At 33.7% G+C, this 25569-nt stretch carries 17 protein-coding genes; 1 reads left to right on the top strand and 16 read right to left on the bottom strand.

Annotated elements, in window-relative coordinates; translation table 11 throughout:
- The 16 genes from KS419_RS14600 to KS419_RS14525 all read right to left on the bottom strand — a co-directional run.
- On the bottom strand, positions 1-686 hold a 686-nt coding region (locus KS419_RS14600; protein WP_246594148.1), incomplete at its 3' end, for a peptidoglycan-binding domain-containing protein.
- A gap of 1443 nt (positions 687-2129) precedes the next feature.
- Positions 2130-3575: an acylphosphatase gene (locus tag KS419_RS14595; RefSeq protein ID WP_217067130.1), complete on the bottom strand. Its 1446-nt coding sequence runs from the start codon at positions 3573-3575 to the stop codon at positions 2130-2132.
- Positions 3576-3586: 11 nt separating this feature from the next.
- On the bottom strand, positions 3587-4807 hold the full coding sequence (locus KS419_RS14590; protein ID WP_217067129.1) for a YheC/YheD family protein: 1221 nt from the start codon (positions 4805-4807) through the stop codon (positions 3587-3589).
- Positions 4808-4903: 96 nt separating this feature from the next.
- A complete protein-coding gene (locus KS419_RS14585) occupies positions 4904-6586 on the bottom strand; it encodes an ATP-binding protein (protein ID WP_217067128.1) in 1683 nt (560 codons plus the stop codon).
- 34 nt (positions 6587-6620) lie between these two features.
- Positions 6621-7673, bottom strand: a complete 1053-nt coding sequence (locus tag KS419_RS14580; RefSeq protein ID WP_217067127.1) for a CapA family protein — start codon at positions 7671-7673, stop codon at positions 6621-6623.
- A 42-nt stretch (positions 7674-7715) separates the two neighbouring features.
- The gene (locus KS419_RS14575) at positions 7716-9353 is read right to left on the bottom strand and encodes an acylphosphatase (protein WP_217067126.1); all 1638 of its coding nucleotides are present in this window, start codon (positions 9351-9353) and stop codon (positions 7716-7718) included.
- 46 nt (positions 9354-9399) lie between these two features.
- Positions 9400-11037, bottom strand: a complete 1638-nt coding sequence (locus KS419_RS14570) for an acylphosphatase (RefSeq protein ID WP_217067125.1) — start codon at positions 11035-11037, stop codon at positions 9400-9402.
- Positions 11038-11077: 40 nt separating this feature from the next.
- Positions 11078-12541, bottom strand: a complete 1464-nt coding sequence (locus KS419_RS14565; protein WP_217067124.1) for an ATP-grasp fold amidoligase family protein — start codon at positions 12539-12541, stop codon at positions 11078-11080.
- A 16-nt stretch (positions 12542-12557) separates the two neighbouring features.
- A complete protein-coding gene (locus KS419_RS14560; protein ID WP_217067123.1) occupies positions 12558-15233 on the bottom strand; it encodes a glycosyltransferase in 2676 nt (891 codons plus the stop codon).
- Positions 15226-17736 (bottom strand): glycosyltransferase, encoded by a 2511-nt coding sequence (locus tag KS419_RS14555; protein WP_343215072.1) that lies wholly within the window; start codon positions 17734-17736, stop codon positions 15226-15228. The genes KS419_RS14560 and KS419_RS14555 overlap by 8 nt, the downstream gene beginning before the upstream one ends.
- A gap of 37 nt (positions 17737-17773) precedes the next feature.
- Positions 17774-19321, bottom strand: coding sequence for an ABC transporter ATP-binding protein (locus KS419_RS14550; RefSeq protein ID WP_217067121.1), 1548 nt, complete (start codon positions 19319-19321; stop codon positions 17774-17776).
- A 13-nt stretch (positions 19322-19334) separates the two neighbouring features.
- Positions 19335-20132, bottom strand: coding sequence for an ABC transporter permease (locus KS419_RS14545; RefSeq protein ID WP_217067120.1), 798 nt, complete (start codon positions 20130-20132; stop codon positions 19335-19337).
- 135 nt (positions 20133-20267) lie between these two features.
- Positions 20268-21050 (bottom strand): glycosyltransferase family 2 protein, encoded by a 783-nt coding sequence (locus KS419_RS14540; RefSeq protein ID WP_217067119.1) that lies wholly within the window; start codon positions 21048-21050, stop codon positions 20268-20270.
- Positions 21051-21054: 4 nt separating this feature from the next.
- The gene (locus KS419_RS14535; RefSeq protein ID WP_217067118.1) at positions 21055-22209 is read right to left on the bottom strand and encodes a glycosyltransferase; all 1155 of its coding nucleotides are present in this window, start codon (positions 22207-22209) and stop codon (positions 21055-21057) included.
- A gap of 35 nt (positions 22210-22244) precedes the next feature.
- Positions 22245-23363, bottom strand: coding sequence for a glycosyltransferase (locus KS419_RS14530; protein ID WP_217067117.1), 1119 nt, complete (start codon positions 23361-23363; stop codon positions 22245-22247).
- A gap of 198 nt (positions 23364-23561) precedes the next feature.
- Positions 23562-25034 carry an APC family permease gene (locus tag KS419_RS14525; RefSeq protein ID WP_217067116.1) on the bottom strand — a complete coding sequence of 491 codons (1473 nt, stop codon included), beginning with the start codon at positions 25032-25034 and terminating at the stop codon, positions 23562-23564.
- A 238-nt stretch (positions 25035-25272) separates the two neighbouring features.
- Here KS419_RS14525 and KS419_RS25535 point away from each other — a divergent pair.
- Positions 25273-25569, top strand: a 297-nt coding sequence (locus KS419_RS25535) for a peptidoglycan-binding domain-containing protein (RefSeq protein WP_343215071.1), incomplete at its 3' end; no start/stop codon positions are given.

Genomic DNA, 25569 nt, shown 5'->3' with positions numbered 1-25569 from the left:
GCTGTAGGTGTCGGTTTTAGGGCTAGAATCTTTTGAAGAGTTATCTCATCAATGATTCCACTTACCGGTAATCCGTGATCCCTCTGAAACTCTTTGACGCGACGTTCTGTGAAACTACCAAAATAGTCTGTTACGGTAATCCCACCATATCCGTTTGCGTTTAATATACGCTTAATCTCAAGAAGGTCTTCATGCCGTTTGTTCCATTGGAGTGGACTACTAAAAACTGCATCAATCTTAGCTTGAGTAACAGTATCTGCCTTCCCAGTAACCTCTAATCCATAGTGTTGCTGGAATTCCCTCACACGCCTTGTGGTGAAATCTCCGTAATAGTCTGTTACGGTTATATTACCAAATCCGATTCGATTTAACTTATTCTTAAGTTCAATAACCTGGGGGCTCCTTACACCATATTCCAGAATACTCTCATCAATTAGAATATGAGAGAATGAATTCATAGCAGAATAATCATTTTCAGTTGAATTCATTTTTATTTCTGCCTCTTCATTTTCAGTGATATCTGGAGACAGATTTTCTTCCTCAATTTCTATCTCTTTAGTGAATTCCAATTGTTCTTCTTGTTGTTCATCTTCCTCATCTACTATAACTTTTTGTCCAGCATTTGCTAAAGTGGAACTTGGAATCGAGTAAAAGAATAATAACAATATTAGAAATAAAAATCTCATCCTTTTCACAAGAAATATACTAACACCTCCATATCTTATTTTAGTACTATGTATTAGGCAGTCCATAAATTAATTGAATTAAGTATAATAAATTATTTAGTGTATAATCTCTAACATAGTCACTTGTCATAAGTTTGAGTGTGTATATTACTACAAAGAAACATTTGATGGAACTTTATAGGTACCTAGCCTTACATACCCCGCCCCACGAGGTAAAGCCTAAATATACATTTGTTATATAGATTAAAATCCTATTTATGAACAAACCTAGCATAGTACTTATATTATTATCTGACGAATCTCTCAATTTTTCAATAGACTTTAATATGAAAATTATTTTATTTCTACATAAAGTGATAAGTTTCTCCAATTCAAAAAAGTTGAAAGGCAGTAAGCTGTTATACTGAAGGTAAAAAGGTAGAGCATTAGGAATAAAGTTTAATTTTTTATTGAAGTCTAATATACCTTTACAAACGCATCTATATTTCTATTGCCAGAAAAAGAGCATATTTTTTAATAACTAACCAGTTTTTCTCTTTTATCTTCTAATTTTCTGGTTTTGCTCCACAATCGGAACAGGGAATCTAATATTCTCCATGTAAGCTGTTCTTCCAATGCATCCATAAATTGTATGGAAAGGAGCCAGAGGAATTAAGTGTATTAGACAAATTAAATCAAAAGATTAATTCTTATAAAAATTGAAATCCTCATAAATGTATCAAGGGTAAACCAAATACACAGTATCACTAAAATGGAATGTTATCCTGGCTTTTTCTGTAAAAATAAAATCTTTATAATTTTTTTCCGATTAAGTACGGTCTACACAATACTGATTATCTTTGAAAGAAAGATTAGTCAACAAAGAGGGGTAAACAAGGTGTATTCCAGACAATTTCTTATACAGGGTCGAAACCATCGAAAAAGTGTACGTCTATTGTACTTGCTATAGCATTAACCAAGTATGAGTATATGGGTGAAAAGAAAGACCCGAACATAAAAATTAATTTTTATGCCCGGGGTCTGGATGTAAAATCATGGGTGTTTCTTAAAGAAAGAATAGGTTTGCCTTATGTTGATCCCAAGCCATAAGTTTAAGTCTTTAATATTGACAAGATCAGCACCGCTTATTCTCTCTATGCGTGTATTAGACTTTCAAGTTATTTTTCCGTTTTTATACTGTTCACTAAGTCTCCTATAATAGTAAAGATCACTTTTAACCTAGACGTATCGCATCAATTCTTAGTCCGGTCACCGCCAAGAATGTTTTTCCAAAACCTGGCGAACCTAGCAGAATTAAGTCTTATCTTTGTTCAAGTCAATTCAGATCAAGGAACTAGTTGAATGTTTTTAATTACTGTTAACTTAAATCAAATTCCTAAAACGTTTAAGTGTTAATTCTTCTATTCAAGATAAAAATCTCTAATATTATCTTAGCAGGAATCTTTACCGTATTTCAAAACCTAATTTAACTGGAGGTATAGGATTAATATCTTCTACTTCTAAATTATTTACGATAGACTTCTTCGAGCCTTTTAAACAGGTATTTTCAAAATCTAAAACTATTTTTTCACTCTCACTAAATACAACTACTTCTATTTTACCGTCACAAACTTTTTGAGTAAATCCGTTTAATTTTTTTTGTAAAGCTTGTCTTCTTATAAATGTCATGTAACCAACATTTTTTAATTTCCCACTAACTATATATCTTTTGCCATAAATTAATCCTTCCGGCGGACAAGACATCACAACCTGCTCTGTTACCCATGATTTAAGTGGATCGATTGTACTTTCATAATTAAAATAAAATATTGATTTATTCTTACCGATTGTTTCTGGAAAGTAATAATCGATTATAGCTCCAGGAACATCCCTAGCTTCCCCTTTTATTGGAAACAAATGAAAACCAATTTCTGCCGTTGCATTTACTTCTAATACTACGCCTTTTTTGTCTGATTTTGGATCTACTATAATGTCAACTCCTGCATGAGGTATAGAAGGTAATGCTTTAAGAGAATTTACAGCAATTTGTTTAATTGCTGGTGTTAGCTCATCCGTTGCATCCAAAGGGTCACCACCCGAAGACAAATTACTCTTCTCGCGCAAATACACCACTTCCTCTTTTTGAGGAATACTATGAACAGTGTATCCTATTGTCTCTAAGCATTTAGACACTTCAAAATCAACTTTTATTGGCTTCGGATTTAGATAAGGATTCTTTTTTCTCTCCATATTTTTCATCTCAATTAGTTCATTAACTGTGCTTACTCCATCACCCACTATGTTTGCAGGAACTCTTCTTGTTGCACCTACTACCTTATCTCCAACTACATAAATACGATACTCTTTTCCAGGGTAATATTTTTCAATAATATATTCGGTATAGTTATATTCTGAACGTAAATTATTCACAACGTTTATTAATTCGTCCTTGTTTTTAATATTCGTATAGACACCTTTTCCCATACTACCATTGATTGGTTTTATTACTACAGGATATTTAACTCCCTTTGCATAATTTGATATTTCTTCTTCGTGGTCTACAGAAATAACTCTACCTTTAGGGACCGGCACCCCATTCTCAGAAAGGATTTCTTTTGTTTTCTCTTTATTTTGACAAATTCTCACAGATTTATTTGAAACTTTATCTCCCCTAGACCTAAAAAAATAATGAATATCTTCTCCATTGGATAATGAAAAAAATTTACCTTGAGTACTACTATTGAGTTTATCTAGTTTACACAAATCGGTTTCATCTTTATACCATGTTAGTTGTAAACCCCTTCTCCACCCCTCTAATGCAACTAAGTATGAACAAAGTCTAAAACCATAGATATTTTCTACAACCTCTTCATTTAAATCGGGTAATAATTGAATTTTCTCGTATACCATTAGATAACTCCTCAACTTTTTTTTATTTTTTTTTTTATATCACCTAATAGACGTATTGGTGCTGTTATACGCCAAGAAGTACTTTTTTCCATATTTAAAAGCCTATTCTTATATACATCAAGCTCGTTTAAAGCAGAAGAGTATTTCGATTCATAAGTGTTCAATTCTTTAATCATGGAATTATAGTCTTTTTTTGAATAATTGTTACCATTTCCAGGGGTATTCAAGATGTTTTGGATAACAAATTTGTAATATTTACTTCTCAACATTGCCACTTCAGATATTACAGCAGCAGTGCTAGGACCATCGTTAACTTCAAACAAATATAACTTTCCTGTTTTATCTATTCCAATATCAAATCCTAAAGACATAATATGAGTTTTTCTTAATTCTTCTATTTTATATGGTAATGTTACAGCAATATCATTTAATTTAGAGTTGATTTCTTCCCATTGATCACCAAAATTAGCCTTTAGAAAAGCCTTTGGATCACTTATTCCTCCACCTTGATTAACATTTGAAATAACTTTTTGACCAATACCAATTCTAATGTAATTTTTTGCACTTTCCCATTCACCATTACCGTTTTTTTCAACATGTATTCTACAATCAAAAGGATCTCCCTGCTTAGTCCTTGAAGTGATATATTTTTGTAGAATGTATCCTTTGTTTTTTATCTTATCTTCATATACGTCAAATAACTCCTTATTAGATAACTTATATTTTTCAGTTAAGTACCCTAAGTTATATGAATTATCGTCACTACTCAATATATATATCCCTTTTCCACGTAATCCTTTAGAGGGTTTCATTACAATAGTGGAGTATAAGTCTAAATAGTGCAAAATATCATCATATTTATTTATTTGATGTGTTGGGATCACCAATGTTGAAAATTCATCATCTAACTTGATAATATTTTGTAATTTTTCTTTTGATATAGTATTACTCCTATCGTCAGATAAATATGTTTTATTACGCAGATAATCCATAACATTTTTATTTTTTTTAGTGAAACAATAAGGTACGACATCAATAAACTTAGGTATATCTCTTCTTACTTTCTTCCATTTATTATTGGTGAACACTTTGCCAGTAACTTTTTCACTATCAATTTCAATATCATTAGGTGTAAGATAGATAATTTCTATATTGTAACTTTTACATACTAATGAAGTTAATTCAGCTAATTTGGTTGGTTTATTGAAATTTGTCATTATACCAATATCCATGTATAGGCTCCCCTTATCTAATATTTACGAAAGGATACTAATTATTTATAGTACGCTAGTATAACCTTACCTTCTACTCCTTACATTATTGGTAGATTAATTATTTTTAATTTTCTTTATCAATCTCCCAAAAAATCTTAAGGGTTTTGTTATCCTCCAGCTTGTGCTTTTTATAACCATATTATATTTCTTTTTATAATAATCTTCATTTAAATTTTTTCTTTCTTTTTTTATAGTTTTACTCTTACTATTTCCTTTACTCTTATTAGTTTTTTCAGATATTTTTAATGGAAAGTATCCATCCCTGAGATATTTTATTTTAGTTTCAGTATTACTATCCACATTTTCTCCTGATTTATATTCCTCATTTATTTCAAAACCAATTTTTACTGGTTTAGTCCAATCACACTCCTCGACACTTTTAACCAAAGTATTTTGAGGTGAATCGCCCTTTAAAATTTCTGATATTTTAGAAATTGATTCGAAAGAACCCGAAGCAACAATATCCACACCATGTTGGGTATATTGCACCGAACCATTCAAGTGTAAATCTCGGCAGGTTTTCCTTATCCATTTACAGTATGAAACTTTATTAAGGTCTCCTATAAGGTGAAAGATTTTCGAAAGAATAACTCCACTTGGAACTTTCGGTATAGTAATCTCTTTTGCTATTCCAGATTGGAATGTATCAAAAATATGTTTGAAATCAAAATAGAACAAATTTTGTTGTTCCAAACTCATATCTTTTGTCTCTGGAAAGTAATAATCAATTATAGACTTTGGTATATCACGAGCTTGACCATGCCACGGAAATAAGTGTGCTGTAATATGTGGCCTAGAATTAACTTCAAGAATTACTCCAGAATTATTAGCATTATCAACAATCATGTCTACTCCACACTGAACTAAACCAGGAATAGCATTAGATGCTTTTATAGCGATTTTTTTTATTTCATCTGTTAATTCTTCAGTAATGTCTACTGAATCACCACCTGCGGAGACATTATTTTTAGACTTGAGGAACACTTGTTCCCCGATCGTAGGAGTGCTCTCTAGTGTATAATTTTGTGACTTTAACATGTTATGCAATTCTTTATCAATCTTAATTGTTCTTTTGTGCAAAGCAGGTGTATTATTCCGTTGTTCATTTTTAATTTTTATGAGGGTCTTAATAGTATTTTCGCCATCCCCGATAACATTAGCTGGAATTTTTTTAAAGGCACCTGTAACCTCATTTCCAATAACATAAAGTCTATAATCTTCTCCATTGTAAAATTTTTCAACTATTACCTTTGGAAAATTCAGTTCATGTCTAACATATATTAGGGAATCTCTAAATTCAATTTCGTCCTTTATATTTGCAATAACTCCGGCTCCGCCTGTGCCATTTGAAGGTTTAATTACAACCGGGAATCCTAACTTTTTTGCAAATTCTATAATTTCATTATCTTCAACTTCCTTTTCGAAAACTTCTCCTTCAGGAGTAGGGACATTCGATTCAATTAATAATTTTTTAGTTAGGTCTTTATTAATACATACTTTTATTGCCTCTTTTGGGACTAGATCTCCCCTAGTAACAGAAAACTTACGTTCTTTACCATTAAACTCCAAAGAATACTCTATTTCTGACTTGCGTCTGTTTTTATTTATGAACTTTAAATTAAGACCTCTTCTCCAACCCTCTAATGCAATACTATACATACTTACTGTATATCCGAACGCTTCTACTGGAACGGAGTCTTTCAAATTAGGTAACCACTCATCTTTATAAATTTGCATTATTTACATCCCTCGCTATAATATCTTTATTTTTTTAAGAAATATTTAAATCAGGTATCCACTTTCTCATATGGTTAATCATTTTATCATATACATCCTGTGACCTAAATTCCCCAACATGGGTTATAATTTTTTCCTGTCCCTTAACTACATCTTCCAATAAATGTATTTTATATGTTTTTTTATCACAACTATCTACATAGGTTAATTTAATTGTAGGATTACCTATTTTTATTTGAGAATCCATACTTGCTTTTTCAATATCAATTGTAAAGAATGCACCAATTTGTCGATTTATCCCTTTTTGTCCGGAAAAGAAATTACCTAGAGAATAAATAACAAATGTTTCCTTACCTCTAGAATTCCATATATAATTTGGTGGCTGTAAGACATGAGGATGGTGACCTAGTATAATATCAGCTCCTGCATCGGATAATGTATTTGATATTTCAATCTGATCAGATGTTGGTAACATATGGTACTCTTTTCCAAAATGTACTGAAAGTACAATAACATCCGTTACATCTAGGCTCTTTATTTGTTCTATTCGTTTTTTTACCTTTCCAACACTTGCATCTTCAAAGCTGTCTACTAAATAAGCTTTATTGTGAGGAATTTTGACACCTGCCATTCTTTTTGTATAAGATAGAAAACATACCCTTAATCCATTTTTATGGAATATACGAACTGTTTCTTGATCTTCTTTAGAACAATATGCACCAACATAAGGTAGTCCAATTTCGTTCCAGTTTTTTATTGATTTTAATAAACCTACTTCTCCTCTATCCAATACATGATTGTTTGCTAAGTTTACAATGTCGACTCCAAATTCCTTTAATTTATATCCTATTTCAATCGGGCTGTTAAATCGCGGATAATTAGATAAACCTAATTCTTCTCCCCCAATAATTGATTCCTGGTTTACAATTGTAAGGTCGCCAATCTTAAATAAAGGTTCAGCTTCTTTCAATAATTCACTAAAATCATACCCTAGTCCATTTTTAATTTTAGCCTTTTTATATAAACGGTCATGTAATAATATATCACCTGTTGCCGCTAAGGTAATTTTATTCGTTTTATCAGTCATGTTAAAAAATACCTCTTTTCTCATATACTTTTTTCTTTTGAATTATTTTATATGAAAAAATCTCCACATTTTTCTTACTGAAATCATCAATTGCCATGTTCTACTTTTTACAATCTTTTCTTTTTCTTTTTCAAACTTAATCTTTTGCTTATCTAATTTTAATAAATCTTTTTCCATTTTCCTTATGGTAGATTCTACTGATCTCAGGATTGCCGGATTATACCCTTCATAAATTTCAAACCCAACTTTTAGAGGTTCCCTATATGATTCAATTGTGATTTTTTTAATTTCAGCTTTACTTGACATTTTTATAACTTCTCGGAAATTCTTTACTGTTTCCTTATCTGTACCAGCAACAACAATTTCTATATTATCATTAGAAAGTTTATTAATGAATCCGTGTAACCCTCTGTCTAACGCTTCTTTTCGTAACCATTGGTGGAAACCCACCCTTTGTACAAACCCTGCTACTATATATTTTTTAACGTAAACTTTCCCCATTGGAGCATTTTGAACCTCTACCTCTACTGCAGAACGGCTTGATAAGGGTTCAAGTACGGTGTTAAAATCAAAATAAAACTTCGATTTTCCAGCATTGATACCAATTGTTTCAGGGAAATAATAATCAATGATTGCTTTTGGAATATCCCTGGCACGACCTTTCATAGGGAATAAAATTCCACCAATTTGTGCAGTCGGATTAAGTTCAATAACAACAGCAGAATTTTCTATTGGTTTTTCAATATCTACAATGATATCAACACCACCATGATGAAGACCTGGTATTGCCTTTACTGCATTGATCGCAATTTCCTTTAACTCATTGGGAAGGTTATCTGTCACATCAATTGGATCTCCTCCCGCTGAGACATTTGTTTTTTCTCTCAAGAGTATTTTTTCTCCTTTTTCTGGGATACTCTCCAAAGTGTAACCAGATGATTGTATAAAATCTAATACCTCGTTATCAATTTCAATAAGGCAGCTAAATAATCTGGCATTTTTTTTACGCTCCAAATTTTTCAGTTCAATCAATTCTTCAATGGTATGAGAACCATCACCAATAATATTTGCTGGTAAGCGATTATAGGCTGCAACTACATTATTTCCTACAACATATACTCTGTATTCCTCACCTGGAACATACCGTTCTAAGATTACTTCATGGTACTCAAGATCATAGCGGACGTAAGAAATTGCTTTTTTCAGTCCGACCATATCTTTAATATTTGTTACTACTCCGTTACCTAGACTACCACTAGTTGGTTTAAGAACCAAGGGAAATTCAAGGGTTTCAGCAAAATTCATAATGACCTCATCAGGGTCCTCTTTTAAAAACTTTTTTCCCTTTGGCACAGGAACACCTGCTCTTGACAAATATAACTTTGTTTCGTCCTTATCAGAACCAATTACAACTGCATCATTGGTTACTTTGTCACCTCTTGTTCTGAAGAAGTAATGTGTCCTCTCTGTAGAACTTAAAGAGTATAGCCTTCCTGGAGGATTTACTCCAAATGTAATCATCTCATTGTAAGCTTCATAATCTACAGTATGCCATTTTAATTTCAGACCTCTCCGCCAACCTTCTAGTGCAACTGAGTATGCACACAACTTAGTTTTTCTGGCACTAGAAACAATATCATTTGTGAGATGTGGAAGAGTAATCGAAGGTTTATTATTCATTAAATACTACCTCCTGTTTTAAATAGAAAATTTACGATAATTTTTTTTAAAAAAATCGTCTAATATATTTGAAAAGATCATATATTTTTCTAATAGGCATTGTTATTTGCCACGAAAAGCTACGATAATACTTTTTGTATTGTCTCTCCGCTTTCCTCACTTCCTTACGTAAATAATCTAATTGTAGTTTCATTATATTTAATTGATCCAACTGGTTTTTAAGATTACCTTTCACTTCAAAACCAACCTTAACAGGTTCATCCCATAATTCCTCAATTATCTCATAAACTTTGGACCTCTCTAGATCATCTGTTATCGTTGTTTTAAATTCATCTATGACATTTTTGTCTATACCTAAAACAACAATTTCTATATTTCCATTTTCTTGGTTAGTTACATATCCACTTAAGCGCCTCTCAAGTCCCTGCTTTCTTAATCCTCGGTGATAATCAATGTTCTGTACTTCTCCTGATACAATATACTTTTTTGCAATTATACTTCCAACTGGAGCTGCCGAAACTGTGACCGTAGTTGCTGTCCGTGAAACTAATGGTTCGATAATCTCTTGAAAGTCAAAGTAAATCTTTTCTTTATCTGTTTTCACATTTGCTGTTTCTGGAAAGTAGTAGTCAATAATAGCTGCAGGAACATCACGTGCATACCCTTTCATAGGAAAAAGTAAAGACCCAATTTGTGCAGTTGGGTTCAGTTCCAGTATGATTCCTTTTATATCATTTCCTTGTTCCTCAATAATAAGGTCAACAGCTCCATGGGATAAATCTGGAATAGCGTTTACTGCATTTACTGCTGTCTCCTTAACATTATCAGGAATTATATCTAGTACATCAACGGGATCTCCGCCTATAGAGATATTACTTTTATTCGTAAGAAATACTGTTTCTCCATTACCTGGAACACTTTCAAGAGAATATCCAGATTTATTAATAAACTGCTCCATTTCTTTGTTAATCTTTATTGGACAGCTATACAGTCGTGGATTTCTACTTCTCTCTTCATTTTTTTTAGTTATTAAATCCTTGATTGTATTATTCCCATTACCGATAACATTTGCCGGAATACGGTGAATTGCAGCCACAACTTGCTCTCCAACTACATAAATTCGGTATTCTTCACCAGATATAAACTTCTCTAAGATTACATCTGAGTAATTTAGTTCGGTTCTTAGATAAGTTATAGACTTGATTAATTCCTCATCATCTTTTATGTTTGTAATTACACCTCGTCCATAACTACCATCAATAGGTTTTAAAACAACTGGAAAACCTATTTTGGATGCATATTCTAATATATTCTCATCACTAAGGGCGCTATCAGTAAATCTATTCCCTGTTGGTGTTGGGATACCTGCATCTGCTAAATAGCGTTTTGTCTTTTCTTTATCCATACCGATTTCAACCGCTTCATTACTTACTTTATCACCGCGTGTTCTGAAAAAATAATGAGTTTTGACATTATCGCTTAGTGAAAAAAGCTTTCCTGGTTTATCAACATACCAAGTTTTTATTTCATTAAATTTATCAGAGTCTTTAACATGCCATTTCAGGGTTAACCCTCTGCGCCATCCTTCTAAAGCTACAGCATATGCATCCAGTTCTTGCCCACGTGCGTCAGCGACTATTTCACTGGTTAAATGGGGAAGCCAGGTGACACTATTCTTTTCCATAATCCTGCCTCCTAAAATGATCAATAAATCAAAATAACACTTACTTTTTTGGTTGATAAAAATTATTATATTGACTAAAAATCTTACCGCTAAGTAAGTCTGAATACAGACGAGATTCTGCATCTAAAAAGTATTGTCCAAGCATTACATCAATATTATTATTAAATTCATCATAATTCCCTGGTTTCGGAGTAAATTCTCCAAAAACTAACTCCCCGTCAGACCTTAAAAAATCTATCCTAATGAAAGGAGCTGGAATCTTTATACTTAAATCAGCTGCCATTTTAATCTCATTATCGGATATTCCGCTTCCCACAAATAAGTTATCCTCGTATTTACCAGTACTAATTGTTTCTCCAGTCGGTAACCACCAACAATAGCGCAATTCTGGAAAACGTACTATTTCAAGTACTAAAGCAACTTTACCATAAAAACAATAGAATTTTATATCCCTAGCTTGGGTAGTTGTATTAATATCTTCCATTATTAATTCTTCTATAATCCACTCATCTTTATATACCCAATTGAGAGAAAGGTCTTTTTTCATACTTTCTTTTAATTCCTCAAAGTTTTTTAATACCCTTGACCTTCTTATATCCTGAATTTTCTTATCTTGAAATACAAGGTATACTCCTCTTGATCCAGCTCCCTCAAGTGGCTTAATAACAATTCCTTCTCGAAGAGGTAACTCATGATGTTCGTACCTCATATCCGAGCGCCAAGGTCTCTTTAAACCTAGATTATCTACAAAATTATAGGCAACTAATTTATGATCTAACTCCCATTCAGGGAGATGTTCCCCTAATTGTCTTTTTATTAATCTGAGGGTTAAAAGGGCCCTGAACGAGGCTAACTCATTCAAGCTTTCTAAATTATTCGACTCTGTTTCTCTTACAATAAACTCTGGAACATCTTCTAATTTAAGGCCCTTTAGCACGTTATTATAAGCTAGATGTTTATAATCATTTCTCTCGCTCTTATAAAGCTTGGCTGCATACTCAAGTGATTTGTTATATTTATTTTCTTCACTTCTTTTAGTAAAGATTAGTTTGTCAATATATTCAAAAAAGCTTCCGTCTTCTTTTGACCCCTTTATTTCTTTATGAATTCGTTCACTTTCTTTACCCAATAAAGTCTCATAACGTTCTTTTTCTAGCTCATTTTTCTCTTGACTTTTGAATAGTTCTTCTTTTACTTTAATTAATTCTAACTGTAGAGCCTTTTTTTCTTCTACCAAGGCTTTATAGTTCGTTGGATTAAGTATCGTTTTTAAGTATAAGAGTTTTCGGATCGGTGCGGAATACTTCCACTTCTTACTTTTTCTTAAGCGATTTAGTTCTTTTTCCATCTTCTTATTTTCAACTTGCAATTCTTTTAAATTTGCCCTCTTTTTCATTAAGATAATAAGATCCTCATCACTTTCACTTTTGCTTCTAATGTTTTCCTCTTGGTCATTAAACATTTCTGTTTCACTTCCATTTTTCACGTTTGATTTGTTATTCAAATGACCAGCTCCTATGCTATTCCAAAGCAAGGGTTCCTTGATCCTGTCTTAATTTTTCAATCCTCTTTGCATGCTTTGTGTATCCAAAATTCTCTTCTACATATTTAAAAGCTGCTTCGACTTGCGAACGATAAAACCTATCGTCCTTCATTAGTTCTCTAATTTTAGGCTTAACTTCATGGGGTTCTGCATAAATTGCCGCCTCTCCAAATAAGTTTTTATATTCTGGAGAGATTATTACAGGAACTCCTACGGCCATCGCTTCAAAAATGACTCGCCCAAAAGCCTCTACCCAGTCAGGATGTGTATAATAAACAAATACATCTAGTTTAGCTAAAAACTCCTTCGGCTCTTCTTGTCCAAATTCTAGCACGTGCCAATTTTTTGGAAGATATCCAAGTAAACTTTCTGGAACTGACGCTCCACCCAGTATATGGACTTCAAATTCATCCTCGTCAGGATATATGCTTAGTAATTGTTCACTGGTGGATGGCCATTTTACATATTGGGAACGGGAATGTCTTCCAATTTTTATCTTCGAGGTAGGATTTGGTCGTTTGGTTCTCTTCCATTCATTTATGTCAATTATATTAACCCAATCCTCTGAAGATAGCTTGATACATTTAAGCTCATGTGCATGATGCTCCTCTAATGTTTCCCTGATTAGTGGACCGATAGGGTACCATTTACCTGAACTTCCAAAGTACTCCATTACGTTCTTAACACACTGCTCTATTTTAAATAAGATTTTCCCATTTTCGCTGTACTCTCTTTTAGGTGGCTGATTGACTATCACGTTAACTGATTTTGCTTTCACATTTGGAACATACTTTTGCCATTCTTGTAAAATTGGTGGGTGTCTAATAATTAGAACATCACAGATTATGTTTTCGCCGTAAACAAGCATCTGTACCTGATTACCGTCAATTAACTCACGTACCTTTGGATTGATTTCTTTCTCTGATTGGAAATCATACCTATTTAATTGAACCAATCCAGTTTTTAGTCCAAATTGCTTTTGAGCCTTAATTTCCTCAATGTTAGACATGTTTGTACCACCAAGAAGACGAAATTCAGATGCAATAATTACATCAAAATGTCTAATGCCTTTTTGACGCTCAGGTAACATTGGTTCAGGTACAGGAAAAGGTCGAAAACCGGATGGAAATTCATATTTTAAACTGTCAGCTGTCTCATGGAAAAAATTGTAACTATCCTGATACTCTTTCCTTGCTCCCATAAAAAAACCATGATAACCGAATTCAGAATTCCCAGTTAAAGAACCTTCTGTTTGCCTTTGAAATGATAATGGACCCGTTGGTAAATCAACTACACTTTTATCACCAAAGATAATTTTTAACCTCTTTTTGAATTCTCCATCGGCACCAAATCTAACTTGATCCCAATATCCTAATTTATCCATTACTTTTTCCCTTCGAAACATTAACGATGATAAATTAGTAAACAGGTATAACGGCTTTCCTCTTCGATAGAGTTTTAAATCTTCCGTAGCTCTTGCTTGCTGGGAAGTATTAGCAACATTTGACTTATTTTCAATTAAATGTTTTACTTGCGTTTCTATTTTTTGCGGGTGTGACCAATCATCAGCATCATTTATAGTAACAAACTCCCCTGATGCTTCCTTCAGAGCTATATTTCTAGCAACGTAAGCTCCACTATTTGTTTTTGTTCTATATAGTTTGACCCTAGGATCCTTTTTAACGTAATCTTCGATAATTGATACAGTATTATCGGAACTACAATCGTCTACTACTAAAAGTTCGATATTTTCCCAGGTTTGCGCTAAAAGTGATTCAATAGAAGTACTTACTACATTCTCAGCATTATAAACGGGGATGATAATTGATACTTTTGGCTGTGTCCCTTGGAGTTCCATGTCTTTTTGATCTGTAGTAAGTTGGTCATATTGAGAGTAATTATTATTAGAGTGTAAAGTGATTTTCGTTAATCCATATGTCTTAAATACTTCATTGATCCAATATAGTCGCCGGTCAGTTGATCCTTCCAAATTTGCCAAAGCTAACAGAAGGTCAGGATGTCGATCCCGATCCTTAGTTAAACTTTTTTTCAATAATCCTTTTCCTTTGACATTCTCCCCTAGCAAATCATAACATTCGGCTTTTAGTATCAATGACCTTCTAATAGGGTCTTTTCTCTTTTCTCCAATCATTGCTGTCTTAAGGTATTTTAAACACTTCTCTGAACTTTCTCTAGAATATTGATTGGCATGCCATAATGCTAGTTCCCAAGCAGCTAACCGTCTTAAATAAAAGTTATTAGAGTTTAATACTAAATTATCTAGTTCTTCAAGAGCTTTCTTAGTAAAACCTAACTCATAGAGACTATATTTAATTTTTTTAATACGTTTTTCAGCACTTTTGGGGTTTCCTGATATTCTTAATTCATACCAGCTTTTCTTCCCAATTAGACAAAGTACTAATTTCTTTATAAAAGAAACACCTTTTTTTGTCTTTCTTAAGAATTTCCACCATGAACTTTGTTTTAGAGTTTCAAATTCCAGTTTCAATGAATTAAGTTCAATAAAAAGCTCTTTATTTTTTTCTTTTTCTCTAGTTATTTCTTCTTCCACCTTATTAATCTCAATAAGCAAGTACTCATCTTTTTTATTTTTGATTAGGGGTTCATCGTCACCAACATTGTTTCTATCCATGTAAGAAGCCCTCCAATCTCGATGCATGCTTTGAATATCCAAATTGTTTTTCTACAAATACTAAGGCTGTTTCCACCTGAGATTGATAGTATTCTGGGTTATCCATTAATTTAGCTATTTCCTTTTTCACTTCATGAGGTTCCGCATAAATGGCTGCCTCGCCAAACAATTCTTTATAAACAGGTGGAATAATAACAGGTACTCCCACTGCCATGGCTTCGAATATAACCCTGCCAAAAGCTTCAACCCAGTCAGGATGAGTAAAGTAAACAAATACATCTAAATCTGAGAGGAAATCTTTGGGATGCATTTCACCAAACTCATTAACACACCAATTTTCTGGTAATTGACCGAGCACCTTCTTTGGAGCTTTTGCCCCACCTAAAATATAAACTTCATATTCTTTACTGTCAGGATATATTGACAAGAGTTTTTTGCGATCATCCGGCCATTTTACATATTGATCCCGTGAGTGCCGGCCAATTTTTATTTTGTCACCTTGTGATGGTCTAGATATACGCTTCCACTCATTTACATCTATAATATTGACCCAATCTTCATCAGCTAAATTTATAGAATCCAACTCTTCCTTATGATGGTCCTCCAATGTTTCCCTTACTAAGGGGCCAATGGGATACCAGATTCCTGTTTGGCCAAAGTATTTTTCTAGGTGCTGAACGCATAGTCTGATATCGTAAAGTGTATCACCGTCTCCACTATAGTCCCTCTTTGGCGGCTGATTTACTATTACTGAAATATTCTTGGCATCAACATCAGGAATGTATTCCTGCCAAACCTGTAAAGCTGGTGGATGTCTCAGGATAAGCAAATCACAGCTTACTTTTTCACCATAGACAATCATCTGTACTTTATCACCGTCTATAAGTTCCCTCACTTTAGGATTCATAACTTCTACAGAATTTAAATCGTAACGTGACATTTGAATTAACCCAGTATTTAGTCCCATCTGTTTTTGTGCCTTTATCTCTTCTATATTGGACATATTTGTTCCGCCCAACAGTCTGAATTCAGATGCAATAATCACATCAAAATGTCTTATTCCGTCCGGTTTCAAATCCCGTTTTGGCCACATTGGTTCCGGAACTGGGAACGGCCTTTTCCTTTGAGGAAAATCATAATGCAAGTTTTCTTTATTATTATCATGATAAAAATCATGTGCTTCTGCATATTCCTTACGGACTCCAAAAAAGTATCCAGGGAATCCAAAAGCTGAGTGACTGGTTAAGGATGACTCAGATTGCCGTTGAAATGATAATGGGGCAGTGGGCAATTCTGAAATGGACTTTTCACCAAACACTTTTTTAACTCGTTTTACAAATTCAGAATCTCCTGCAAACCGGACACAATCCCAATAACCTAATTTTTTCATGACATCTTCTCTTCTGAACATAAAAGAGGACATGTTAGCAAAAACATAGATGCCAGGCTTACCTCTTCGATAAAATCTAAGGTTTTCTGTTGCTCTTGCCTGTTGAGAAAAATTTGCAATTACTTTAGGGTTGGATATCAGATGTTTAACCTGTACTTCTATTTTTCTGGGATGTGACCAATCATCCGCATCATTAATGGTGACAAATTCACCACTTGCGACTTTCAGTGCATGGTTACGGGCAACATAGGCACCACCGTTAATCCCTGTACGAATTAACTTAATCCGCTGGTCTCTTGATTCATATTCTTTGATTATATTTATCGTACCGTCATTACTACAATCATCCACTACTAAAATCTCGATATTTTTCCACGTTTGGTTTAACATTGATTCTATAGAAGTTCTTAATAATTCTTCCCCATTGTAGGCTGGGATAATGATAGAAACCTTTGATTCCGAATCAATTTCCTGTGCAATGTTTTTAGTTATTAATCTGTCATACGGAACACGTTTTTCATTCGGTCGCAAGCTGATTTCTTCCATGTTGAATAATTTTAATGCTTCATTAATAAAAGGAATTCTGTCCTCGGATAAAGGCTCCATATTTGCCCTCGCAAGATACAGATCAACATGAGGCTTTTTATTAATAAGCTTAGTTAATACTTGCTTTCCTTCTTCAATATTACCTAGGATTTCGTAGCATTCTGTCATTAAGATTGCAGACCTTCTTAGAAGATCAATATCTTTCTCTCCTTTTGTGGCTACATTTAGGAAATAAAGGCACTGTTTTGCATTCTCTTCTGTATATTGATTAGCATAGTAAGTAGCTAGTTCCCATGCTGCAAGTTTCCTCAAGTACGAATCTTCACTATTTTCCAGCAGATACTGTAAATCACTCAAGCCACGATTAATAAAGCCAAGGTTATACATGCGAAATTTTAACCGCTCGATCTTCCTTACTTGAGCTCTTTTTTTCCCGGGCTTAATGGTTTTCTTCATGAAATTTTTTTGCTCCTGTGTAAAAAGATTGGAAATTAATTGCTTCTGTTTCGTAGAAAGAACCTTATACATAAACCAATCTAATATACCAGCAACTAACTTTTTAAACATTCTAAGCATCTTTACACCGCCAATCTAATTAAACAGGTCATTTAGTTTTCCCAGCGGAATCTCTTTGTACTTCCACTGCTTTTCTGTACTGTTCAACAACTTCTTCAGCAGGACCATCTCCACGAATTTTCCCCTTTTCAATCCAAATAGCCCGAGTACACACTGTCTCTACAAATTTCATACTGTGTGAGACGATAATTACTGCTTTTGCATTTTCCATCATATCCTGAATTTTTTCACTTGCTTTCTGTTTGAAGGCAGCATCACCTGTTGACAGTGCCTCATCTATAATAAATATATCAGGTTGTAAAGTTGCAGCAATACTGAAACCAAGTCTGGCACGCATTCCACTTGAATATGATTTCACAGGTCGATCTATCGCATTTTGTAATTCGGAAAATTCCACGATCTTATCATAATCCTTTTCCACTCTATATTTTGAAATTCCCAGCAACATCCCATTCAGGAAAATATTATCTGTACCAGTTAACTGTGCATTAAAGCCAGTACCATAACCTAACAATGCTGTTGTTTCTCCATGAAGTTCAATTTCCCCTTCATCGGGTGCCAGAATTTTAGTAAGTACTCTACACAACGTGCTTTTTCCAGCACCGTTATGCCCTATAATACCTACCACTTCACCTTCTTTAATTTCAAAGTTAACGTCTTTAAGTGCCCAGTATTTTTCTCTTTTTATTTCATAAGCAACACTCATGTTCATAGCCTTAACAACTGTACTGTCTTTCACTTTAGTATCCGTTTTCTTCAATTCTAACTTTTGCCGTTTCTTTGGCTTTTGTTTAGGTACTGTTGCTTGATAGTTTTCAATGACTTCCTTTGGCTTACCGACCTGTCTGATGACACCTTTATCCAGCCAGATTAGCCGGTCACAATTTTTTCTAGCAAACCTGAGACTATGGGTAACTAAGATGACCATTTTCGCTTTTTCTACAAGCTCCTTCATTTTAGCAGCTGCTTTTCTTCCAAAGGCAGCATCCCCCGTATTAAGTGCTTCATCTAGAATTAATATTTCAGGCTCTAAATGGGCTGCGACGCTGAAACCAAGACGTGCTCTCATTCCACTGGAATAACTTTTCATTGGTCGATCAAGAAAATCACCCAAACCAGAAAACTCATGAATATCATCAATGAATTCATGAATTTTTTTCTTTTCAACTCCAAGCATCATTCCATTTAAATAAACATTTTCTCTACCTGTCAATTCCTTATTAAAACCCATCCCTAAAGAAAATAGAGCTGAAACTTTCCCATCGACAAATAATTCCCCTTCATCGGGACGTAAAATACCCGATATCATCTTGCAAAGAGTCGTCTTTCCAGATCCGTTTGAACCAATAATTCCTAGAATTTCGCCTTTATATCCTGTAATATCAATATTCCTTAACGGCCAAATAATCTTATTTTCCACTTTTTCTTTGTTTCTTTTAAAAAAATTAATCACATGAGACTTATAATCATCCGTATGGAATCCAGAATGAAAGGAGACTCCAAGATTTTTTGCCTGAAGTACTATCTCTCTCTGACCGGAAAAATCTAAATTTTGGTTACTTTGTATATTTGACATAATAAAACCTCATTTATAGTGCTTTAATAATTTTATACTCATTTTTATGGTAGTGACGTAACATGAAGAATATTGATGCAATAGATAAAAATGCTATAACACCTAAACCCACAAACTGCGGATTCGTTTGCCACATGAGTACGGCTCTGTATGAATCCAGAATAATCGCTACTGGGTTAATTTCAAATATCCAAGCATATTGCTGCAGCCCTTCCGCTTGCAGCAATCTCCCACCCTCCCAAATAATCGGGGAAGCATAGAAGAATATTCGCAAAATGTGTGAAAGGATATTATCAATATCACGAACAAACACGCAAATATAGGAAACAAATAAACTAATAGCTAATAAAAATAACAATTGAACCAAAATAATAAATGGTAAGTAAACAACTTGCCAGCCAGGAGTAACTCCAAAAATTAACAAAAAGATAGCTATAATAATAAGACCAAACACAAAGTTAAAGGTTTGTGTAAATGTAGTCGCTATAGGAAATAATGATTTTGGTAAATACACTTGATTAATAATGGATGAGTATTTCATAATAGCTTTTGCAGATGTATTTACGCTTGTATTCATCCAACGCCATCCAACTAAACCAATTACGAGGAAAACAGCAAAGTTTTCAACACGGTCGGCTCTACCTAATAAAACACCCATTAATGTGTAGTAAATTGCTACATTTAACAATGGGTCTAATAACCACCAAAAATAACCTAAATAACTATTACGATTTTCCGCCTTCAGTCCTGATTTCACAAGATAAAATAAAAGGTCCTTCCTCTTTAGCATTTCTTTCAAATATACGCGCATAGAATCATTAACACCGCCATTCAATTTCGTAAACAATACAATAGGTGATTAAACCGAAAATATTAAATATACTACATTACCCTTTCATAAGAACAATACAACTATATTTTTTATTAAATCAATGAAAAGCTAAATTTACTTCGTTCCGTATTTCTTAAATTTAAAGTAAAGGTAGTTGAAGAAATACCAACCACTTTTTAGTAAACTAAGTTTTTCTATCTCCCGATACACTTTCCAATTCTGTTTAGCCATTTTTATCTTATTGCTTGAAAGGGAGTTTTCAACTACCCGGTACTTTGCTAATTTTTCTTGGATTCCAAATGCCTGAAATCCCCTCTTACACAAAGAAAGCCAAAGGACATAATCCTGCCTGGAACGAATGTCCATCATTTTCACTTCCCCTGTCCTGTTTTTATCAATCATAACCGTCAAGCAACCAATCATATTATGTTTCAATAGCTGCTGATAACTGACTATTTGAGGGGCATCATCAATTGATCCAATTTCCTCTCCCTCTTCATTTAATAAAAAATAATTAGAGAAAGAAAAGGCAATTTGTTTATCCTTCATAAACCTTATTTGTTTTTCCAATTTCTCTGATAACCATTGATCGTCACTATCAAGGAATGCTAAATACCTTCCTTTTGCGTGTTGAATTGCTGTATTTCTAGCAATAGCAGGTCCACTGTTTTGTTCTAACTGTATCAGTTTAATTCTTGAATCAGACGATTGGTATTTATTAATAATATCAACTGTCCCGTCAGTGGAGTAGTCATCTACTATTATCATTTCCCAATTTCTATGTGTTTGATTAATTACGGATTCAATCGTATCGCTTATAAATTTCTCCGAATTATAAGCAGGTGTGATAATGGAAACAAGTTCCAATCCTTCTTCCTTCACACCGTTCACCACCATTCTTCTATCCACTTGATGTAAGTAATTTCAAATCCAATTCTTTCCCCAGTTCTTCGTACCATGTAATCAGTTTAGCCTCTTCAATTTTCCAGTTTAATGTCATAACAACGGCTTCTTTACCATTGTTGCCCATTTGAAGTGCCTCATTCTCGTTTTCTAATAAATATTGAATTGCATCCTTAATCTCTTCTTTATCATTAGGATTAACAGCAATTCCACAGTTGTACTTTTCAACAAATCCCTTCCATATGGGAAAGTCGGAGCACAAAATTGGAATTCCTGCACTCATATATTCGAAAAACTTGGTCAATTCCTTTTTCATATAATGCTCTGTCGGTGGAAACAATGCAATTCCAGCTAACCATCGGGTATTAACATACTTCTCTTCAATCACATCTTTGGGGACAAAGTGTCCAATTCCTTCTATAGATATGTGATTTTTTTTATCCTCTACTATCTCAAACATTTTATTTGCCAGTTGCTGTGGACACTTCCCGATCATTTCAACGGAAAGATCTTCATGTATGAGTGGAAGTTTCGCGTGGATCAAAGCACCACGGTCCACCGTAATGTTTCCGGTATAAATTACTTTACTTTCAACTGGATTTGTTACTGGTTGATGGTTGATTAACTTTTCGTTTAGTAATGGATAATTTAATATACATACCCCCTTTGGATATTTTTCCTGATAATACTTTTCTGCAAGACATAGCTCGAATTTAGTGGATAAAGCTTTTTCAAGGAATGAGTACATTTTTGCTGTAACCTTCCTGACAAGCTTTGGTATATACTCTTTTTGATTAATGCTTGTTTCATAATCTTCGTGAATATCGTAGATGACGATATTCCCTTTCTTTTTAAGCACCCATGCTACAGGTAGTAGCTCCGGATCATGAATATGATAAAAATCCGCGTTTATTTTTCGTGCTTTTTTATATGCATCTATAGTTGAGACGATCATTCTCTGAAATCTGTTTCGGTATTTTTTTAATGAAATAACTTTAATTATACTTTCTTTAATAACTTCTTGTCCTTCTGTTGCAATCAGTGTCACGTCATAACCGGCATTTTTTAAAGAAAGGCATTGTTTATAGTAAATTCTCGGATCTAATGGATGATGGACCGTTGTAAGATGGACCACTTTTTTGGTGTCAGACATTGCTTGACACCTCCTTCGCTGAAACTTCATTCCATTTACTTCACTGCACTATTGAGAAAAATAGATTCATACTCTTTTACTATTTTTTTGGCGTCAAAATGTTGAGCACGTGTATAGCCCATTGCAATACGTTTTTCCAAATTATTTTCTTCTAGAGAGAGAACACCAGTCATTTTTTCTGCCATTTCCTCTATATTTCCCACTTCACAGAGATCTCCGTATTCCCCTTTGTTTAAAACCTCGGATGGGCCTGAAAGACAATCCGTCGAAACAACTGGGGTTCCTGTCGCAAGTGCCTCAGCTATGACATGGCTAAACCCCTCATGAATTGAGGATAAGACAAAAAGATCAGCATTTTGAAAGTAAATATAAGGATTGTTCTTAAAGCCGATAAAATGGACTCTCTCAAATACATTTAATTCTTTAGCCTGCTGTTTTAACTTGTCTTCTAATGGGCCTTCCCCAAGGATAATAAGACGACTTGGAATTTCTTGGTTCACTTTAGCAAATGCACTTAATAATGTCTTCTGATCCTTTTGCTCCACCAATCGTCCGGCAGTTATAATAATTTTATCCGTTGTATCAAATAAATTTTCATCTTCCGGATTCATTCTCCCGCTAGAAATTTTTTCGGTAATACTCTCTACATCAACCGGGTTGTAAATCACTTCTATGTCTTTCGGCTTAATTTTATAGCGCTTAATCAAATTGTCTTTAACCCCCTCAGACAAGGAGACAATTTGACTGGAAAGCTTGTATACTAAACCAAAACCTAATAATTGAAGATTGGTTTTCCATGTACCTCCCAAATTATCAGCTTCTCTAATAACATTTTTCGCCTTGGAAAAAGAGAGTTTGTTTGCAACAATCGCAATTGTATTTACTCTGGGGATAGTGCTGAACACAATATCAATTTGTTCATCCCTTATTATTTTTGAGAGTTGGAAAATGGACTTACTTAACCGTTTAGTAGGGAGTTTAATAAAAACAACATCCTCTTTAACTTCCTTTTCATACGAACCATCAAAGTTTAACGTAACTAAGACAGGGATAAACTTGCTGCGATCTAGATTGTTAATAATATTTAGAAGTGTCCTGGCAGCTCCACCGGCACCCATTTGATATATATAAAATAGAATTTTTACTTTTTTCATTATATACAGCCTTTCCAATAATCTAATATTTTCTTCGTTTTGTATAATACATTTTAGAATTGTAATAATGTTAATTAAAACAGGAAACCTTAAAAATTATTACTCCATTCACAGTAGTTCATTATATCACAACATAAGGACTAAATTTAATAATCACCAAAAAAAGGGTGTCCATGATATAGACCCCTTTTTTATAAATTAATCAATATTTACTTTTTCTCTAATATCAACTTTCTTCTTACCTAGTATTAAAAAATTTAATTCATCTTCAGGGATCGCATTAAACTCTTTTCTCTTTCCGAAATAGAATACCACACCTAAAACTACCCATGCAATGAGTGCAATTCTGGATTCAATACCGAGAAATGCTGGTGAACCTGGAATTAACAATAAGCCTATAAACGTTAGACTAGCAAGAATTCCTATTAATGAAAGAACTTTTTTCCCTGGTGCTATTACATGTTTAGCTGGATTAAATTTTAAGTCCTTTGACCATCTGAAATGATAAAATGCTGTATAACATGTGTATAAAAAGGCTATTGATACACCAATTGATGACATCTCTACAATCCATAATAATACTTCTCGCCCAAACCATGGAGCAAATAAAGCTATTGTTGCTGTAAATATAATCCCAATATATGGAGTATTATATATGGGATGAAGTTTTCCAAAATGAGATGGCATTACTTTGGCTCGTGACATAGCAAATAACAAACGGCTTGATGAAATAATAAATCCATTTAAACCTGTAAATATCCCCATGAACACAGCTACAACTAATATAATCAAGCCAATAGGTCCTAGCACTTCCTGTATAGCTGACCCAGTTCCCCATAAGTGTTGCCCCTCAACTAAACGTAACCATGGTTGGGTCATTGCAGTTGCAATTATCATTAAGATATACAGAAATGCAGCAGCAATAAGAGCAAAAATAATGAGGCCAAATGCTTTTTTTGAAGAAAAGTTAAATTCTTCTGCTGCTTGTGGTACATTATCAAACCCTACATATGCCCATGGTGCTATTGCCACTATAGAAATTATAGCTGCAAAAATTGAAACCTCTGGGTGAAATGATGGCTGAAGATTTTCAATACCTGTACTTTGGGATACTCCTACAAGTAAAGTCAAAGAAAAAACACTAAGTAACATTATCGTACAGAAAATAAATTGCATTCTTCCAGAAATAACCGTACCTCTGATATTCATAAATGTAAATATTATTAATCCTATTGATGCAATTATTACTTCAACGAAATACACATCCCAACCTGCCATCTGGTACATTTGTAAGTTATGTACTAATCCAGGAAACACGTATTTAAACAATAATGCAAGTGCAGAAGCATTTAACGCAACAATACATATATATCCTAATGTTAAAAACCATCCACAAATAAAAGCATGCGTTCTTCCAAGGCTTATATATGCATAGGCGAATTCTCCCCCAGAAACTGGGAAATTACGAATTAAAAATCCGTAACTCACAGCAATCAACATCATGAGTAGCGCCCCTATAACAAAGCCTATTATAACTCCTAGCGGTCCGGCAGATGACATCCAATTAGTAGGTTGTACAAAAGCCCCCCACCCAATAGATGAACCAAGGGCAATCGCCCAAACCCAGTGCGGTTTTAGAGTTCGATTCAGCGATGTTCTCTCATTTGACATACTTTCCCCTCTCTTCTCTTTATAGTTTTTTAGTAGAAAAATTATAACATAATTTGTTTATAATTTCTGACAAAAAACTAAATAATATTTTAAATAATTCCATTTTTCGACTTTATTATCATAATTTACATCCACAATTTTCGATAAAATTTGATTACATTTTTGTAACACTCCTTGAAAATATTTATTAGAAAAATGATAATGTAAAAGAATAATATTATAAGGAGGTGATAAGATAGTGTTTAAAATAACTAACCTAAGTTTCTTATTATCAGTTTTAATTTGTTTCTGTTTAATTAATATTGGCACTTCATACGCTAGTTTAGAGACAATAAACGATGACGATGTAAAAACACAGATCTTATCTGAGTTGGAATTAGGGTACTCTGAATTAATATTTCAGTTGGGAGATAGGCACCCGCTTATAATAGAACTGAAACATAAGTTAAATCGAATCGGATTTGGTAATATAACCGTAACAGACTATTACGGAGATTTCACCACAAGGCGTGTGAGGGAATTCCAGCAACACTAT

Origin of the sequence: Evansella tamaricis (genome assembly GCF_019042215.1) — a bacterium.
GTDB lineage: Bacteria > Bacillota > Bacilli > Bacillales > Salisediminibacteriaceae > Evansella > Evansella tamaricis.
Note: the sequence above shows the minus strand (reverse complement) of the source record. Positions and strands in the feature narration are given on the sequence as shown.

Coding starts and splice junctions, on each gene's coding strand:
- KS419_RS14595 (WP_217067130.1), bottom strand. CDS start 3,575: ATGGTATACGAGAAAATTCAATTATTACCCGATTTAAATGAAGAGGTT.
- KS419_RS14590 (WP_217067129.1), bottom strand. CDS start 4,807: ATGGATATTGGTATAATGACAAATTTCAATAAACCAACCAAATTAGCT.
- KS419_RS14585 (WP_217067128.1), bottom strand. CDS start 6,586: ATGCAAATTTATAAAGATGAGTGGTTACCTAATTTGAAAGACTCCGTT.
- KS419_RS14580 (WP_217067127.1), bottom strand. CDS start 7,673: ATGACTGATAAAACGAATAAAATTACCTTAGCGGCAACAGGTGATATA.
- KS419_RS14575 (WP_217067126.1), bottom strand. CDS start 9,353: ATGAATAATAAACCTTCGATTACTCTTCCACATCTCACAAATGATATT.
- KS419_RS14570 (WP_217067125.1), bottom strand. CDS start 11,037: ATGGAAAAGAATAGTGTCACCTGGCTTCCCCATTTAACCAGTGAAATA.
- KS419_RS14560 (WP_217067123.1), bottom strand. CDS start 15,233: ATGGATAGAAACAATGTTGGTGACGATGAACCCCTAATCAAAAATAAA.
- KS419_RS14555 (WP_343215072.1), bottom strand. CDS start 17,736: ATGTTTAAAAAGTTAGTTGCTGGTATATTAGATTGGTTTATGTATAAG.
- KS419_RS14550 (WP_217067121.1), bottom strand. CDS start 19,321: ATGTCAAATATACAAAGTAACCAAAATTTAGATTTTTCCGGTCAGAGA.
- KS419_RS14545 (WP_217067120.1), bottom strand. CDS start 20,132: ATGCGCGTATATTTGAAAGAAATGCTAAAGAGGAAGGACCTTTTATTT.
- KS419_RS14540 (WP_217067119.1), bottom strand. CDS start 21,050: ATGGTGGTGAACGGTGTGAAGGAAGAAGGATTGGAACTTGTTTCCATT.
- KS419_RS14535 (WP_217067118.1), bottom strand. CDS start 22,209: ATGTCTGACACCAAAAAAGTGGTCCATCTTACAACGGTCCATCATCCA.
- KS419_RS14530 (WP_217067117.1), bottom strand. CDS start 23,363: ATGAAAAAAGTAAAAATTCTATTTTATATATATCAAATGGGTGCCGGT.
- KS419_RS14525 (WP_217067116.1), bottom strand. CDS start 25,034: ATGTCAAATGAGAGAACATCGCTGAATCGAACTCTAAAACCGCACTGG.